At 43.6% G+C, this 15,414-nt stretch carries 12 protein-coding genes; all 12 read left to right on the top strand.

What is annotated here, in order from left to right; genetic code table 11:
• Positions 1–118 precede the first annotated feature (118 nt).
• The 12 genes from ACYQ3Q_RS14520 to ACYQ3Q_RS14465 all read left to right on the top strand — a co-directional run bounded on the left by ACYQ3Q_RS14520 (position 119) and on the right by ACYQ3Q_RS14465 (position 15,187).
• Positions 119–1,699 (top strand): acyl CoA:acetate/3-ketoacid CoA transferase, encoded by a 1,581-nt coding sequence (locus ACYQ3Q_RS14520; RefSeq protein ID WP_459929248.1) that lies wholly within the window; start codon positions 119–121, stop codon positions 1,697–1,699.
• Between the two features lie 323 nt (positions 1,700–2,022).
• Positions 2,023–3,420: a GntP family permease gene (locus ACYQ3Q_RS14515; protein WP_459929247.1), complete on the top strand. Its 1,398-nt coding sequence runs from the start codon at positions 2,023–2,025 to the stop codon at positions 3,418–3,420.
• 218 nt (positions 3,421–3,638) lie between these two features.
• Complete coding sequence (locus ACYQ3Q_RS14510) at positions 3,639–4,040, top strand: cobalamin B12-binding domain-containing protein (protein ID WP_459929246.1); 402 nt, start codon at positions 3,639–3,641, stop codon at positions 4,038–4,040.
• Between the two features lie 121 nt (positions 4,041–4,161).
• Positions 4,162–4,791: a TetR/AcrR family transcriptional regulator gene (locus ACYQ3Q_RS14505; RefSeq protein WP_459929245.1), complete on the top strand. Its 630-nt coding sequence runs from the start codon at positions 4,162–4,164 to the stop codon at positions 4,789–4,791.
• Between the two features lie 80 nt (positions 4,792–4,871).
• The gene (locus tag ACYQ3Q_RS14500) at positions 4,872–5,888 is read left to right on the top strand and encodes an HlyD family secretion protein (RefSeq protein ID WP_459929244.1); all 1,017 of its coding nucleotides are present in this window, start codon (positions 4,872–4,874) and stop codon (positions 5,886–5,888) included.
• 13 nt (positions 5,889–5,901) lie between these two features.
• The gene (locus ACYQ3Q_RS14495) at positions 5,902–6,675 is read left to right on the top strand and encodes an ABC transporter ATP-binding protein (protein WP_459929243.1); all 774 of its coding nucleotides are present in this window, start codon (positions 5,902–5,904) and stop codon (positions 6,673–6,675) included.
• On the top strand, positions 6,675–7,820 hold the full coding sequence (locus tag ACYQ3Q_RS14490; protein ID WP_459929242.1) for an ABC transporter permease: 1,146 nt from the start codon (positions 6,675–6,677) through the stop codon (positions 7,818–7,820). Before ACYQ3Q_RS14495 ends, ACYQ3Q_RS14490 begins: the two co-directional genes overlap by 1 nt.
• Positions 7,821–8,433: 613 nt before the next feature.
• Entirely contained in the window at positions 8,434–8,940 is a 507-nt protein-coding gene (locus tag ACYQ3Q_RS14485; protein ID WP_459929319.1) for a peptidylprolyl isomerase, read from the top strand.
• Positions 8,940–10,121: an aminotransferase class I/II-fold pyridoxal phosphate-dependent enzyme gene (locus tag ACYQ3Q_RS14480; RefSeq protein WP_459929241.1), complete on the top strand. Its 1,182-nt coding sequence runs from the start codon at positions 8,940–8,942 to the stop codon at positions 10,119–10,121. The genes ACYQ3Q_RS14485 and ACYQ3Q_RS14480 overlap by 1 nt, the downstream gene beginning before the upstream one ends.
• A 331-nt stretch (positions 10,122–10,452) precedes the next feature.
• Positions 10,453–11,814 carry an MATE family efflux transporter gene (locus ACYQ3Q_RS14475; RefSeq protein WP_459929240.1) on the top strand — a complete coding sequence of 454 codons (1,362 nt, stop codon included), beginning with the start codon at positions 10,453–10,455 and terminating at the stop codon, positions 11,812–11,814.
• A gap of 408 nt (positions 11,815–12,222) precedes the next feature.
• Complete coding sequence (locus tag ACYQ3Q_RS14470) at positions 12,223–12,918, top strand: DUF2225 domain-containing protein (protein WP_459929239.1); 696 nt, start codon at positions 12,223–12,225, stop codon at positions 12,916–12,918.
• A gap of 100 nt (positions 12,919–13,018) precedes the next feature.
• A complete protein-coding gene (locus tag ACYQ3Q_RS14465; RefSeq protein WP_459929238.1) occupies positions 13,019–15,187 on the top strand; it encodes a Tex family protein in 2,169 nt (722 codons plus the stop codon).
• The last annotated feature ends 227 nt before the right edge of the window (positions 15,188–15,414 follow it).

Here is a 15,414-nt window from a genome sequence, read left to right as displayed (position 1 = left end):
TGCAATAATAAATTATAAATATATTCAGATTATTATGAAGATTGAGAGATGGAGAGTAATAGTTTTTCACAGAATCAGTAGGTCAATAGCTTTCAAGAGTTAGACAGGAGGGAAACTGATGAAGAAGTTGGTGCCGGTCTTAACTGCAGATGAATCGATGGCGTTGATTAAGGATGGAAGTATGGTGGCCATTGATGGATTTGTGGGCATTGGACATCCAGAAGAATTAACGACAGCCTTGGAAAAGAGATTTTTAGAGACGGGGGCACCGAGAGATTTATCCTTAGTTTATGCGGCCGGGCAGGGGGATTCTAAAGATCGTGGAATGAACCATTTGGCGCATGTTGGTCTTATCAAGCGGGTTGTAGGTGGACATTGGAACTTGGCGCCTAAGTTAGGGGAGATGGCTGTAGAAGATAAAATCGAAGCCTACAATTTTCCCCAGGGGGTCATTACCCATCTCTTCCGAGATATTGCAGCAGGTAAGCCAGGGACGTTAACTCATATTGGACTGGAGACGTTTGTAGATCCACGCTATGGCGGAGGAAAGTTAAACCAAATTACGTATCAGGATTTAGTCGAGTTAACGAGTTTTAGAGGTAAGGAATATCTCTTATATCATACATTTCCGATTGATGTAGCCCTCTTGAGAGGTACGTCGGCCGATGAAAACGGCAACATCTCGTATGAAAAAGAAGCTCTTACTCTGGAAGGTCTCTCTATAGCCCAAGCTGTGAAAAACAGCGGAGGAATTGTGATTGTTCAAGTGGAGCGAGTTGTTCAGTCCGGCAGCATTAGGGCAAGGGATGTCAAAATACCCTGGATATTAGTGGATGCAGTGGTGATCGCGAGCCGACCCGAATATCATATGCAATCGTTTGATCAGCAATACAATCCCTCTTACAGTGGCGAACTACGTCTACCTTTAACGGAATTGAAAGTGATGTCTCTTGATGAACGAAAAATTATTGCCAGAAGGGCCTTGATGGAAGTTAATCCAGAAGCCATCGTTAATTTAGGTATTGGTCTACCTGAAGGGGTTGCTTCTGTTGCTGCAGAAGAGGGCGTATTAGAGAGATTTGCTCTGACAGTGGAATCCGGTCCAATCGGGGGGGTACCTGCTGGAGGCTTGAGCTTTGGAGCAAGTTTTAATCCGGACTGCATTGTGGATCAACCATATCAGTTTGATTTTTATGATGGCGGTGGATTGGATATCACGGTTTTAGGAATGGCTCAGTTAGATAAGGCGGGAAATGTCAATGTCAGTCGCTTCGGTACGAGAATTGCTGGTGCAGGCGGATTTATAAATATTTCTCAAACCGCAAAAAAAGTTGTTTTCTGTGGGACCTTTACTGCTGATGGACTAGAGATCGAGGTTTCGGACGGTAAACTCCTAATTCAAAAGGAAGGTAAGGTTTCGAAGATAATTCAAGAGGTTGAGCATATCACCTTTAGTGGTAATTATGCTCGGAAAAAAGGGCAGAAGGTGGTTTTTATCACAGAAAGGGCGGTATTTAGCGTAGGAGAACGAGGGCTGGTCCTAGAAGAAATTGCGCCGGGGATCGATCTTCAAAAGAATATTTTAGATCTCATCAATTTTAAACCCGTTATTTCTGAATCTTTAAAGACAATGGATTGGAAAATCTTTTTTCCTGAACGTATGAACACGATCAGTGAACTGAAGGCGCACAACCCATAACGTATGCGATCGCGCTAAAGGATCGGTTTCGCCGAGTCGCTTATCACAATAGGAATGCTTCGTGGCGAAGGTGAAATTAGTCTCTTGAGATCGGGTCAGACGTGCTAATAGTAAAGCCTTTGCCTCGTAGGTTATCCGAAATATTGACCAGAGTCAGAGTGCTTTAGTTTAGGATAGAAATAACAGGGGTTCACATTGGAGCAGAGAGTCGTGACAAGTTTCTGACGTTGAAATTGAAGAAAGGGGTGAAGAGAAAGAAAAACAAGTTTTTACAATTCGGAACATGAAAGTAGCGACCATAATTAAATTGGAGGTGCATTTCATTGGCGGTTCTTGGAATTATCCTGAGTTTGGTCTTACTTATGTACATGGCTTACCGAGGTTTTTCAGTCATCTTTTTTGCGCCAGTCTTTGCTCTTTTGGCAGCGGTTTTGTCTGGCATGGCTTTAATGCCAACCTATACAGAAGTATTTCTCCCCAATATGGCGAATTATCTTAAGATTTATTTTCCATTTTTCCTGCTCGGTGCCGTTTTCGGCAAAGTGATGGAAGAATCCGGAGCTGCCGAGTCGATTGCGAAAGCAATTGTCAACAAAGTTGGAGCCAAGCAGGCTATTTTGGCGGTTGTCTTATCTGCAGCAATTCTTACCTATGGAGGGGTTAGCCTTTTTGTTGTAGCCTTTGCTGTTTATCCCTTTGGAGCTTCCCTATTCAGAGAAGCAAATATCCCCAAGCGACTTTTACCAGGAACGATCGCTTTAGGTGCCTTTACCTTCACCATGACATCAATACCCGGTACACCACAGATTCAAAACGCCATACCCATGAAGTTTTTTAATACTGACTTGTATGCTGCACCCGTATTCGGTACGTTAGCCGCTCTTATGATTTTTGGCGGCGGTATGTATTGGTTGGAATATCGTAAACGGCAAGCTCAAGCTGCAGGGGAAGGTTATGGTCAACATACCTTACAGGAACCTGATCAAGTCAAAGGTAAAAACCTGCCTAATCCCTATCTGTCGTTACTGCCCTTGCTCTCTGTCTTAGTAGTTACTTTAATCTTGCAAAAATTTATTTTTCCTACATGGGATATTGCAGGTTGGGTAACTCAAGCACCCTATAATATTGCTAAAGCTGGAATTACCGGAACGATGAATAACTGGGCCTTAATCATTGCACTTGTAGTAGGGATAACGATCGCAGTCTGTATCAATCCCAAGACCATGAAAGGAAATCTTGCCAAAGCGATCAATGCCGGAGCCATCGGCTCCTTGCTAGCGGTGATGAATACAGCTTCTGAAGTTGGCTATGGCAATGTTATCAAAACTCTGCCAGGTTTTAAAACGATCGCGAACTTTTTATTGGGCATTGGGCAAAACGGTAGTCCGCTTCCCTCAGAAGCTGTGACCGTTAACGTCTTAGCTGGTATTACAGGTTCTGCTTCAGGTGGTATGAGTATTGCCCTAGACACTTTCGGCAAACAATATTTAGAATGGGCTACAAGGGTCAATGTAAATCCCGAACTTCTGCACCGAGTTGCTAGCGTAGCTTCAGGCGGAATGGATACCATGCCCCATAATGGTGCAGTTATCACCCTCTTAGGTATCGTTGGCCTCACACATAAGGACTCTTATAAAGATATTTTCGTTACGTCCCTGCTTATACCAGTTGTATCAGTATTTATCCTTATTTTCCTGCAAAGTATCATAGGTTTCGTCTAAACTTGAGGGAGTCTTTCTCACATAAAGCATAGGATAGTGTGATAATTAAAAACTGACCATCAAGATCCGAAGTGGCATTGCAACTTTGGGTCTTGGTTTATTTTTTAGCTTACCCCTCAACATGCCGCTTAAGAATTGTTAATCAGATTGTCCTCAAAGAGGTCTTCGGGGAGTACCGAGAACGAGCCGTATTTTAGGACATTGTGGGAGGGAACGTTATGAAGAAGACTCGTATTCGTGTCTTGGTGGGTAAGCCAGGCTTAGACGGACATGACCGGGGTGCGAAAGTGATCGCCCGGGCCCTACGTGATGCCGGAATGGAAGTCATCTACTCAGGATTACATCAAACTCCGGAACAACTTATGGAAGCAGCGATCCAAGAAGATGTCGATTTAATAGGAATCAGTGTTCTATCCGGGGCACACATGACGATTTTCCCAAGAATTAAGGAACTGTTAAAAGAGCAGAACGCTGAAGACATCTTACTGATGGGCGGAGGGAGTCCTCTGTTACCCTTTTGGCTGTGCCAAGCCGAGTCATTAGATAAAGCATTACTAGTGTCATTATATCGACGAGCATTGAAAAGCACAAACATGGGGATTCTGAAAGTTAGTAAATGACAAAGCAGTCGGTTAAGAAAAATATAACGTTGAGGATTGACAGAAAACTTATAAGTGTTAAAATTAGTGAGTAATCACTCATGTTGACTCTGAGGGAGAATTCTAGATTTTGGAGGACCTTATGAAATCAAACTTAAAGACTAAACAACAGGAAATCCGTAGGAAGAAAACAGTTGAAGAGCGGCGTCAAGATATTCTTGAAGCAGCCCTCAAGGTTTTTACGATCAAAGGCTACAATGGTTCAACTACTGCTGAAATTGCCCGTGCCGCAGGTGTCGCTGAAGGGACCATTTTTCGGCATTTTGCCACAAAGAAGGAATTGCTGGTTGGGGTTCTGAAACCGAAATTCTTAGATGGGATCATCTATCTAGACAAGGAACACAAAGAAGCAACCCCTGAGGAATTTTTCCGGTCTTTTCTGAGGAATCGCTTGGAGCTTATCAATGAAAATGACGGCCTGTTTCGCTTTATGTTTGCTGAAGCACAGTATCACAGTGAAGTTAGAGAGGCCTTATTTAAAGGGATTTTAGATCAGGGTATAAGTATCGTCAAACCATGGTTTGACAAGGGAGTTGAACAGGGGGTGTTTAAACCCATTCCCTTTCTAGCCATGATGCGAAGTTTTATGGGAATGGTTCTGTTTTACGGGATATTCAATCACGTTTTCCCTGGGTTATCTCCAGAAAAAACGATCGAAGAAGCGGCGGATCACATGCTAGAACTCTTTTTACATGGGTTGCTCGTTAAGTAAAAACGTTAGAACTCAAAGCGAATCGTAGGATTTACAGAGGGAACACTAGAGTCAAAGTTCAAGGAGCGGGAGGAGAAAACATGAGAAAAAAAGCTGTAGTTGTAGTCATTGTTCTAATCCTTATTACCCTATCGGTCTTGGGGGAACGGTATCTTAATCGTTCAGCAGACTCAAACATGTATTCTGGGACGATTGAAGGAACTGAAATCCCGGTGCAAGCAGAGCTTGGCGGCAGAATCGTCGAGTTACTAGTGAGTGAAGGTCAGGTCATTAAAACAGGGGATATCATTGCTAAACTAGACGACAGTCAGGCTAAGATTTCCTTAGATGTCGCGAAGATCCAACAGACCCAGGCACAAGCTAAACTCAACGATCTTTTGGGAGGGGCGCGGGCGGAGGAAATCCGGCGGCTTGAGCACGTGGTAACTCAGGCGAAAGCCAATCTATCCGCACTAGAACCAAATCTTAAATTTGAAGAAGATAATCTTGCCAATAATCAAAAACTGTATGAGAGCGGTGCAATTAGTAAACAGATCGTGGATGCACAGGTAAATAAGCTTGCTACATTAAAGGCCCAATATCAGGGCGCTCAAGCGAGTGTAAATGCCGCCCAGGCCAGTCTAGACCAAGCTCATGCTGGTTATACTCAACCGACCATTCAGGCTCAGAAAGCGGCCGTTGATATTGCAGCTCAGTCCGTTAAAACGGCAGAACTAGGTTTAAGCAAACTAATTATTAAGAGTCCTGCCAGTGGTCAGGTGCTCTATCAGAATGTTGAATTAGGTCAAGTTGTCAATCCCGGCACAACACTAGCAACGATTCTGGATCCTAATGATTTATGGATTAAAATATATATCCCGGGAGCCAAGCTGAGTCAGATAAAAATGGGCGGGACGGTTTCTATAGCTGCGGATTCATACCCTGATAAGACGTTCAAAGGACAAATTCAATATATCAGTACTCAATCAGAGTTCACTCCGAAAAACGTCCAGACAAAGGAAGAACGAACAACCACGGTTTATGCTGTTAAAATAACTATTACTGAAGGTAAAGAACAGTTGAAAGCGGGTATGCCAGCAGATGTGACCCTGGAATAAAGGAGTGAGGAAAATGAATTTGGCGATTGATTGCCAGGGTTTGGTCAAACGGTTTGGCACGTATACGGCGGTTCAAGGGGTCAGCTTCCAACTTCCTGCCGGAGCAATTATGGGTTTCGTCGGGCCGAACGGCGCTGGAAAGACAACCCTCATCCGCATGCTATGTGGAGTTTTGGTTCCGACAGAGGGTCAGGCTACTGTGTTGGGTTATGACGTCTTGACACAACCTGAGGAAATCAAACAGCGTATTGGCTATATGTCCCAAAAGTTTAGTCTTTACGAAGATCTAACCGTGAGAGAGAATCTTGACTTCTATGCAGGGGTATACAGTCTACATGGAAAAGTAGCCCAAGAACAGAAAGCACGGGTCATTGAGCGGATCGGTTTGAGCGAGCGAACTACCCAGTTAGTTTCTTCTCTCTCGGGTGGATGGAAGCAAAGAGTAGCTTTAGCTTGTGCGTTACTTCATAATCCCCAATTGCTTATTCTTGATGAACCGACGGCTGGGGTGGACCCGGTTTCACGGCGTATTTTCTTAGATTTGATCCACCAGTTAGCGAAAGAAGGAATGACGATTTTAGTCAGCACCCACTACATGGATGAAGCAGCAACCTGTGATTACTTGGGTTTTGTTTTCTATGGACGGTTAATCGCCTTTGGTTCGCCGGACGATATGAAAAAAAGAGAGGCTAAGGATAATTTAGATGATCTCTTCATCTATTACGTGGAACATGAAGCCGCGGATGATCCTCGCAATCTCACCCTCAAGAAAGGGGGGCGAGGCTAATGGGAAGATTTTCTTGGGTGCGTTTTTTAGCAGTCTTGAGAAAGGAATTCCTCCATATCCGACGAGATCGGGCCAGCTTAATCATGGCGATTGTTATGCCGATCGGTATGCTCCTCCTATTTGGTTATGCCGTCAATACGGATGTAGACCACCTTCCTACCGTGGTTTGGGATCAATCTCAAACTACGGATAGTCGTGAGTTTATAACCTCAATACGTAACACCCAATATTTAGATCCCGATAATTATGTCCAAGGCTATCATCAGATCGAAGGCTATTTGGATAGCGGTAAGGCTCGGGTGGCAGTCATCATCCCGCCTAATTTTGGCAAGGAATTACAAAAAGATAATGGGCAGGGAGATGTACAGGTTTTAGTCGATGGATCTGATCCTACCATTGCTCGAGCGGCTATGTCCGCGGTTCAAATGCTGGGCCTTAATAAATCTTTGGAAATTCAGGGGGTACGCCTTACAGCTAGGGGTGCGGCAGCGGGTACGAACATGCCGCTCAATATCGAGACCAGAGTTTGGTACAACCCTGATATGAAGTCGATGGTCTTTAACATTCCGGCCTTGATCGGCCTAATCTTGCAAAATGTAATAGCTATGTTAACCTCGTTTTCAATTGTTCGAGAAAAGGAACGCGGTACAATGGAGCAAGTGGTCGTTACCCCTATTCGTTCACTTGAATTGCTGATGGGAAAACTACTTCCGTTTGTGTTTATCGGATTTGTCTCCCTAACCTTGATTCTGGCAACGGGGATTTTCTGGTTTGGAGTTATGCCGGCAGGAAGTATTCCCCTGCTAGTGCTTTTATCTACTATTTTTCTGTTTACGATTCTAGCCATCGGGCTTTTGATTTCCAGTGTCGCTAGGACTCAGCTTCAGGCCATGCAAATGACGTTCATCTTGATCTTACCTTCTATTTTATTGTCAGGCTTTATCTTTCCCCGTGAAACGATGCCGACTCTTTTAAAGATTCTAGGGGGGTTATTTCCCTTGACGTATTTTTTGAATATCGTGCGGGGAATCTTCCTTAAAGGGGTGGGGATGGAGTATCTTTGGCAGGATACACTCATCTTATGTGCGTTTGCCATTATCTTGATAGGAATCGCAGCTAAGAAGTTTAAGAAGAATTTAGATTAGTCGAGGGTGAGGGTGTGAAGTTGCTGCGCTCACCCACGGCGCCGTCGCTACCATACTTGATGACTCGGCGAGAACGGCAAACCTCTGGGCTATTCAGAATGTGAACCAGTGCCGTTCTGGCGCCGAGTCATCTAAGCATGGTTGACGCGACTTTGCCTAACGGGTTCGCTCCGCAAAATCACACCCTCTGGCTGGGGTCGACGTAGGTCTTAGAACAACGTAGGGCTTAGAACGACGGTGGTTGGAACGACGAGGGCGTGGAACGGTTGAATTGCTTCGCTCTCAACGCGCTGTTGGCGCTGAGGTTAGCAACCTAGTATGGGGATTGTATGCAAGTCAAGAACCTTCCCTGACTTGCATAACTTGTACTTGAAAAGATGGTATACTATTATGGGTAGATCGGAAGCTAGAGAATTATTGGAGGGAAAGAAGTATGAAAAAGCTTAAACTCGGGTTATTATTTTTTGCGTTTGTTTTAATCCTAGCAACCATTGGGTGCGGATCACAGACCCCTAATACTGTCAGTTCACCACCCCCGAATAAAGACGATACTCAAACTCAAAGTAAAGCGGAGACACCCACTGTCAAGAATAATCCAATTGTCACAATTACCATGGAGAGCGGAGAGCAGATAAAAGTGGAGCTTTATCCAAATGTCGCTCCTAATACTGTGAAAAGCTTCATATCCTTGGCTAAAAAGGGGTTTTATAACGGTTTGATCTTTCATCGAGTAATTCCCGGGTTTATGATTCAAGGCGGGGATCCCAACGGGACTGGTACTGGGGGACCGGGCTATAGCATTAAGGGAGAATTTACGAATAACGGTTTTGAAAATAATCTGAAGCATGAACGTGGCGTGATCTCGATGGGCAGAACACCGCAAAGTAAAGACTCAGCAGGCTCCCAATTTTTTATCATGGCAGCAACTTATCCGAGCTTAGACAAAGAATATGCCTCCTTTGGTAAAGTGATTAGTGGCATGGAGACTGTAGATAAAATCGTCAATACTCCGAGTGGTGAAAAGGCAAAGGATAAACCTAATCAAGAGCAGATCATGAAGAGTGTGACGGTCGACACCTTAGGTGTCAACTATGGTGAGCCGGAGGTAATTAAGAAATAATGTACAAACCAGCAAAACGTCTAGAAGGTTTAGGAGCTTCAGTTTTTACGGAAATGGATAATTTAAAAAAAGAACTTGAAAAAGAGGGTAAAGACTTAATTAATTTGAGTATTGGAAGTCCTGACCGAGCTCCAGCCATGGAAATTCGCCAGGTTCTTAGTCAGGCGGTGTTTGACGAAACACAATATGGGTATACCTTAACTCGTGGAACTGCAGAATTTCGTAAGGCTTGCGCAGCATGGTATCTCGAACGATTCGGAGTGGCGCTGAATCCCGAAACTGAAGTCCTGCCTCTAATGGGTTCTCAGGATGGACTGGCCCACATTTTCTTAGCATATATTGATCCCGGCGATTTAGCTCTAATTCCGGATCCGGGTTATCCGATTTATACCGCCGGTCTTATCCTAGCCGGTGGGGAAAAAGTTGCAATCCCACTCTTAGAGGAGAATGGCTATTTACCAGATCTTCAAAAGATTGACACAGACATAGCGCGAAAGGCAAAACTCATGCTCTTAAATTACCCGAATAACCCCACTGCAGCAGTGGCTAGTCTTTCGTTTTTTGAAAAGGTGGTGGAGTTCGCCAAGGAATACGATCTTCTCATCTGCCATGATGTCGCTTATTCTGAATTAGCGTTTGAAGGATATCAACCAGTGAGCTTTTTGCAAGCTAGGGGGGCAAAAGAGGTCGGAATCGAATTCCATTCTGTCTCAAAAACGTTCAATTTAGCTGGAGCGCGTTTAGGGTTTGTCGTTGGAAATGCGAATGTCATAGGTAATCTCTCTCAACTCAAATCGAATATTGACTATGGGGTTTTTGGTCCGGTATTAAAGGCGGGTGCGTTCGCCCTCAGTTCTAGTGCTGTGCAGGACTCAGTCGAAGAGAATCGGAATGCTTATCAAAAGCGAAGAGATATCTTGATCGAGGGCTGTAGGCAGGCAGGTTGGAACATACCCATTCCTATGGGCTCAATGTTCATTTGGGCACCCGTTCCTACCAAACAAGACTCGATATCCTTTGCTAGGGAATTGGCTCGTGAAGCAGGCGTGATCGTAGTTCCCGGACTGGCTTTTGGGGATCACGGTGAAGGATATGTGCGAATAGCCATGGTTCAAGATGAAAGCCTGCTTCAGGAAGCAATGCAGCGGATTCAAGTTTTTTTGAGAAAGAAGCATGCTTAATTTTTAAGCTCAGAGGAAGCTAACAAAGGGGGATGGTTTAGCCATCCCCCTTTGTAAAGGATATTCTATTAATTCGTGCTTTACTCTCAATAACCTTGCCTTCTGAATATTTATGGAAAAACCATTCACACAAAGATATTAGAACTGCATACTTGGGAAGATTCATTCATTTAACGGTTAGAAAAGTCGTAGATTTCCTTATAACGAGTTGTATCGACAAGTAGAAATAATTTGTCCATTATTAGGCAGGTCGTTCTTCAGGCTGTTTAAATAATAAGATTCTGGTATAATAACAAAGCACTATAAGAAGGAAAAGCTAAAGGAGATCACAATGAACCGCTCTCAACAACTTGGGGAAGAGAAGATCGGAAAGCTTCTCCTGAAGTTCTCCATACCAGCCATTATTGGAATGCTGGTTAATGGTCTTTATAATATCGTAGATCGAATCTTTGTGGGCCACGGAGTCGGCTCGTTGGCTCTTTCAGGGATTGCGATCAGCTTTCCCTTTGCGCTGGCCGTTATGGCTTTTGGGATGTTGATCGGAATTGGCGCAACCGCAGTGATCTCTATTCGCTTAGGCCAACAGAAAAATGAAGAAGCGGAACTAATTGTGGGTAACGCATTTGTCCTACTTGTGGCCATTTCTTTACTAATTACTCTTTTGGGTTATGTCTTTATGGATCCACTTTTACTCCTTTTTGGGGCGAGTAGCGACGTTTTCCCCTATGCTAAAGAATTCCTAACATTTCTCTTGTGGGGGACCGTTTTCCAGACTGTCGGTTTTGGCATGAACAATTTCATCCGTGCGGAGGGAAATCCCAGGGTTGCCATGTATACCATGATTTTAGGAGCGGTATTAAACACAATTCTTAATCCAATTTTCATCTTTGGATTACACCTTGGCATCGCGGGATCCGCTCTTGCTACGGTTATTTCACAGTTTATTACAGCAGTTTGGGTGCTGTCGTACTTCCTCGGAAATCGGGCGTTACTAAAACTTCGCCTTCGAAACCTTAGACTCAAATGGGTTATTGTTAAAGATATTCTGGCGATTGGGATTTCCCCATTTTCCATGCAGTTAGTGGGCAGTATAGTGACTATAATCTTAAATAAAACCTTGGTCAGCTACGGCGGGGATTTATCGATCGCTGCAATGGGCGTAATAAACAGTATCGCAATGCTCATATTTATGCCGATTTTCGGATTAGGACAGGGAGCGCAGCCGATTCTAGGTTACAATTATGGTGCGAGAAATTACGGTCGTGTAAAACACACCTTAAAGTTATCCATGATCGGTGCCACAGGTATCATGATTTTAGGGTTTCTACTAGTAGAGTTATTTCCGGTTGCCTTGATGGCCCTTTTTAGCCAGGACCTAGAACTTGTCCGTTTAGGGTCATTTGGACTAAGGATTTTTTTGATGATGCTGCCACTGATTGGTTTTCAAGTGATGGCGGTAAATTATTTTCAAGCTACAGGTAAACCTAGAAAGTCGTTATTTTTAAGTTTATCAAGACAATTGATTTTCTTAGTTCCAATGATTTTGATACTTCCTAAATTTTGGGGAGTAACGGGTGTCTGGTTTGCTGGGCCTGTTGCAGACTTAGCTTCTTTTGGTCTTACAGTGTTATGGTTGCGGAAGGATCTAAAGCAATTAGATCCGACTTTAAAAGAACACTCAGCCAAGGTTTAATATAAAGTATTCTTTATTAGCGATATGACGTTTGTTTGTTATCGCGCCTTCTTTATGTCAATGATCATGAAAGATTATGTTGAATCACAGATAAAAACTGAAAATTTAGCGTAAGCGTTTAATTTTTGAATTATTTTAAAGGAATAATGCTTTTTCTGTCGAATGACTAAAATAAAAACAATATTTAACAAATGTTCCATATTTTCAAGGCAGTGTAATAATGTTTAAACTATAGGAAGTTGTTCATATAATCATAGTTATAGCCTAGAAAAAGGTGTGAACTTATGGGTTCATGCCTTTTCTAGGTGTTATAATACTATAATGGTAGTTGAACTGGAGGGTGTAAATAAGCAATAGCCTGTTGTGGAATTCTGCGTTTAGACACGAACTTTAACTAGGAGGGCTCGTATGCAACCATTAGAAGCGTTTTATGAAAAGAAATTGACCTGTGTTTATTGTAGTAAGGCGTTTACTTCGCTGAGAGTGCGTTCTCGCTTTTCGGTACCTTATCAGGTCGACAGTGATTTTTGCCCTCACTACAGAGCGGGGAATTTCAATCCGCATTTTTATTATGTGAATGTTTGTCCAGAATGTGGTTTCGCTTTTTCAGAAGAGTTTTCAGATCAATTTCCTAAAGGTACAAAGGAAGTTATTAATGTTCAGATTACGGGTCAGTGGGCTAAAAGAGACTTTGGTAAAGTTAGGGATATCCAGCAAGCATTGGAATCCTATAAACTTGCAATCCTTGCAGGCTCACTCAAGCACGAGAAAAATGCTGTTCTAGCTGGACTTTGTCTGCGTTTAGCTTGGCTCTACCGGACTGATAATAATACTGATCAAGAAACACGTTTTATGGGTTTGGCGCTCAAAGCCTATGAAGAATCCTTTCTACACTCTGATTTTATGGGTACATCTATGTCAGAAATAAACGTTTTATTTATGCTCGGTGAGCTGAGTCGGCGTTTAGGGCAATATAAGAAGGCCAGTACTTATTTTGCTAAGGTCATTGAGCATAAAGAAGCCAAAGACGAACAAAAAATAATTACCAGAGCTAGAGAACAATGGAAAATCTGCGTTGAAGAAAATCGAAAGGGAACTATTTAAAAAGGCTCAAGTAATTTTGTTCATTTGGCTTAAAATGCTATAATCATTTAGGTGTAGTTTTAGTATCAACTAATGGATCTATCTAGGGAGGTAACAACAGTTGGAGTTTAATCAAGTCATTGCCAAAGAATTGGGGCTAAAGATATCCCAAGTAAACGAAGCCGTTAGCTTATTGGATGGGGGAAATACCATCCCTTTTATTGCTCGTTACCGCAAAGAAGTAACCGGGGAACTGGATGAAAATATGCTGCGCGATATCGTAGAACGGTTAGATTATTTACGACGTTTGGACCAGCGAAAGACCGAAGTAATTCGCCTTATCGGTGAACAGGGAAAGCTCACGGAAGAACTGTCTGCTCAAATCATGGCTGCAACTGTGCTTCAGGATGTCGAAGATCTCTATCGACCGTTTAAACAGAAACGCCGTACACGGGCAACGATTGCTAAGGAGAAGGGCCTTGAGCCGTTGGCGGAATGGTTGATGGTACAGTATTTCAGAGGAGATCCTCAAGCAGAGGCAGAGAAGTATCTCAATGCTGAACTAGAGGTTAATACTCTGGAGGAAGCCTTGGCAGGTGCGATGGATATCATCGCGGAGACGATTGCAGATGACGCGGCTCTTCGCAAACGGATCAGACAAGAAACCTTTCGCCTTGCTGATTTAGTAGCTGCCTCTATCGCGAAGAAAGCGAAAGAGCGGTCACCCTTTGAGATGTATTACGATTATAGAGAGCCTGTTCGAAAGATACCTCCGCATCGTGTCTTAGCACTTAATCGAGGGGAAAAGGAAGAGTTTCTCTCAGTCAAGATCGAAGCTCCTCCAGAAACCCTGCATAGACTGCTTGAACTTCGTTATGTTAAAACGGGGCCTTGTGCGCCGTGGGTTCAAAAAGCGGCACTTGATGCCTATAAACGATTGATCGAACCCTCTATTGAACGGGAAGTGCGGGCTGAACTTTCTGCTCAAGCGGAAGAGCAAGCGATTAAAGTATTTGCTGCAAATTTGCGTCAGTTATTACTCCAACCCCCAGTCCGTGGAAAAATGGTGCTAGGACTTGATCCGGGATTTATTTCAGGCTGCAAATGGGCGGTTGTAGATGAAACGGGGAAGCTCCTAAAAGTTGGCGTTATCTATCCACATCCTCCACAGAAAAAGCGACAAGACGCTAAAGCGATATTACGAAAGGCAATAGCAGAGTTTGATGCTAATCTTATTGCCATTGGAAATGGTACCGCGTCTAGAGAAACGGAAGAAGTCGTAGCAGAAATGATTCGAGAGGATGGGATCTCTGCAGAATTCATTTTAGTAAGCGAAGCTGGGGCATCTGTCTATTCCGCTTCTAAACTAGCAGGTGATGAATTTCCAGACTTCGATCTTTCCCTACGGAGTGCAGTGTCTATCGCTAGAAGGTTACAAGATCCTTTAGCTGAACTAGTAAAGATCGAACCGAAGGCGGTGGGAGTGGGCCAGTATCAACATGATGTTCAGCCCAAACGCTTAGAGGAATCCCTGCATGGAGTGGTAGAATCCTGTGTGAATGTTGTGGGCGTCGATTTAAATACCGCCTCCGCTTCATTGCTCCAATATGTAGCTGGGTTAAAGCCGGCGGTGGCTAAAAATGTAGTGGCCTGGCGGGATGAACATGGTAAGTTCAGCCGTCGTGATCAACTTAAAAAAATTCCACGCCTGGGAGCACAAACCTATATTCAGTGTGCAGGGTTTATCCGCCTTCCAGATGGGGTTAATCCCTTGGAAAATACGCCTGTCCATCCCGAATCCTATGAGCTTGCCGAAAATATCTTGAAAAAAATTGGGCACACTTCCGGGGATTTGCGAGAGCGGCTCATCGAAGTGCGCAAGAAGCTGGCCGTATTAGAAGTTCAAGAGTTGGCTCAGGAATTTGGTGCTGGGGTTCCGACGATTCGCGATATTTTAGACGCCTTGCAAAGACCTGGCAGAGACCCCCGAGAGGATTTACCACGACCGTTGCTGCGGCGAGATGTAACGCGTATGGAGGATCTTAGCGAAGGGATGGTTTTAGAGGGAACTGTTCGCAATGTTGTAGATTTCGGAGCATTTGTGGATATCGGCGTCAAGCACGATGGACTGGTTCATATTTCCCAGTTGTGTGATAAATTCATTAAACACCCGATGGAAGTGGTCGCTGTAGGGGATATTGTCAAGGTGCGTGTAATCGGAATAGATAAAGCGAGAGAACGAGTGAGTCTCTCCATGCGGGATAGTTCGACCACGATTAAGCCTGTATGAGCTGAACTTCGAGGCATTATGCTTCCAAATTTTATAAAGAAATAACCACGGCTTGATTAGTCGTGGTTATTTCTTGTTTTTAGATTCTCCAACATCACCGATAATTAGTGTAAGTGCGTCTAATAAATTAATTTTGGAAATTGGAAACTAGCTTAGAAAAATTAGCTTAGCTTATCATGATTTTGAGGTGTCTTTATAGTAAAAATAGACAGACTATTAATTATCCC

Source organism: Desulfosporosinus burensis (genome assembly GCF_054657535.1).
Note: the sequence above shows the minus strand (reverse complement) of the source record. Positions and strands in the feature narration are given on the sequence as shown.

Coding starts and splice junctions, on each gene's coding strand:
- ACYQ3Q_RS14520 (WP_459929248.1), top strand. CDS start 119: ATGAAGAAGTTGGTGCCGGTCTTAACTGCAGATGAATCGATGGCGTTG.
- ACYQ3Q_RS14510 (WP_459929246.1), top strand. CDS start 3,639: ATGAAGAAGACTCGTATTCGTGTCTTGGTGGGTAAGCCAGGCTTAGAC.
- ACYQ3Q_RS14505 (WP_459929245.1), top strand. CDS start 4,162: ATGAAATCAAACTTAAAGACTAAACAACAGGAAATCCGTAGGAAGAAA.
- ACYQ3Q_RS14500 (WP_459929244.1), top strand. CDS start 4,872: ATGAGAAAAAAAGCTGTAGTTGTAGTCATTGTTCTAATCCTTATTACC.
- ACYQ3Q_RS14495 (WP_459929243.1), top strand. CDS start 5,902: ATGAATTTGGCGATTGATTGCCAGGGTTTGGTCAAACGGTTTGGCACG.
- ACYQ3Q_RS14490 (WP_459929242.1), top strand. CDS start 6,675: ATGGGAAGATTTTCTTGGGTGCGTTTTTTAGCAGTCTTGAGAAAGGAA.
- ACYQ3Q_RS14485 (WP_459929319.1), top strand. CDS start 8,434: ATGGAGAGCGGAGAGCAGATAAAAGTGGAGCTTTATCCAAATGTCGCT.
- ACYQ3Q_RS14480 (WP_459929241.1), top strand. CDS start 8,940: ATGTACAAACCAGCAAAACGTCTAGAAGGTTTAGGAGCTTCAGTTTTT.
- ACYQ3Q_RS14475 (WP_459929240.1), top strand. CDS start 10,453: ATGAACCGCTCTCAACAACTTGGGGAAGAGAAGATCGGAAAGCTTCTC.
- ACYQ3Q_RS14470 (WP_459929239.1), top strand. CDS start 12,223: ATGCAACCATTAGAAGCGTTTTATGAAAAGAAATTGACCTGTGTTTAT.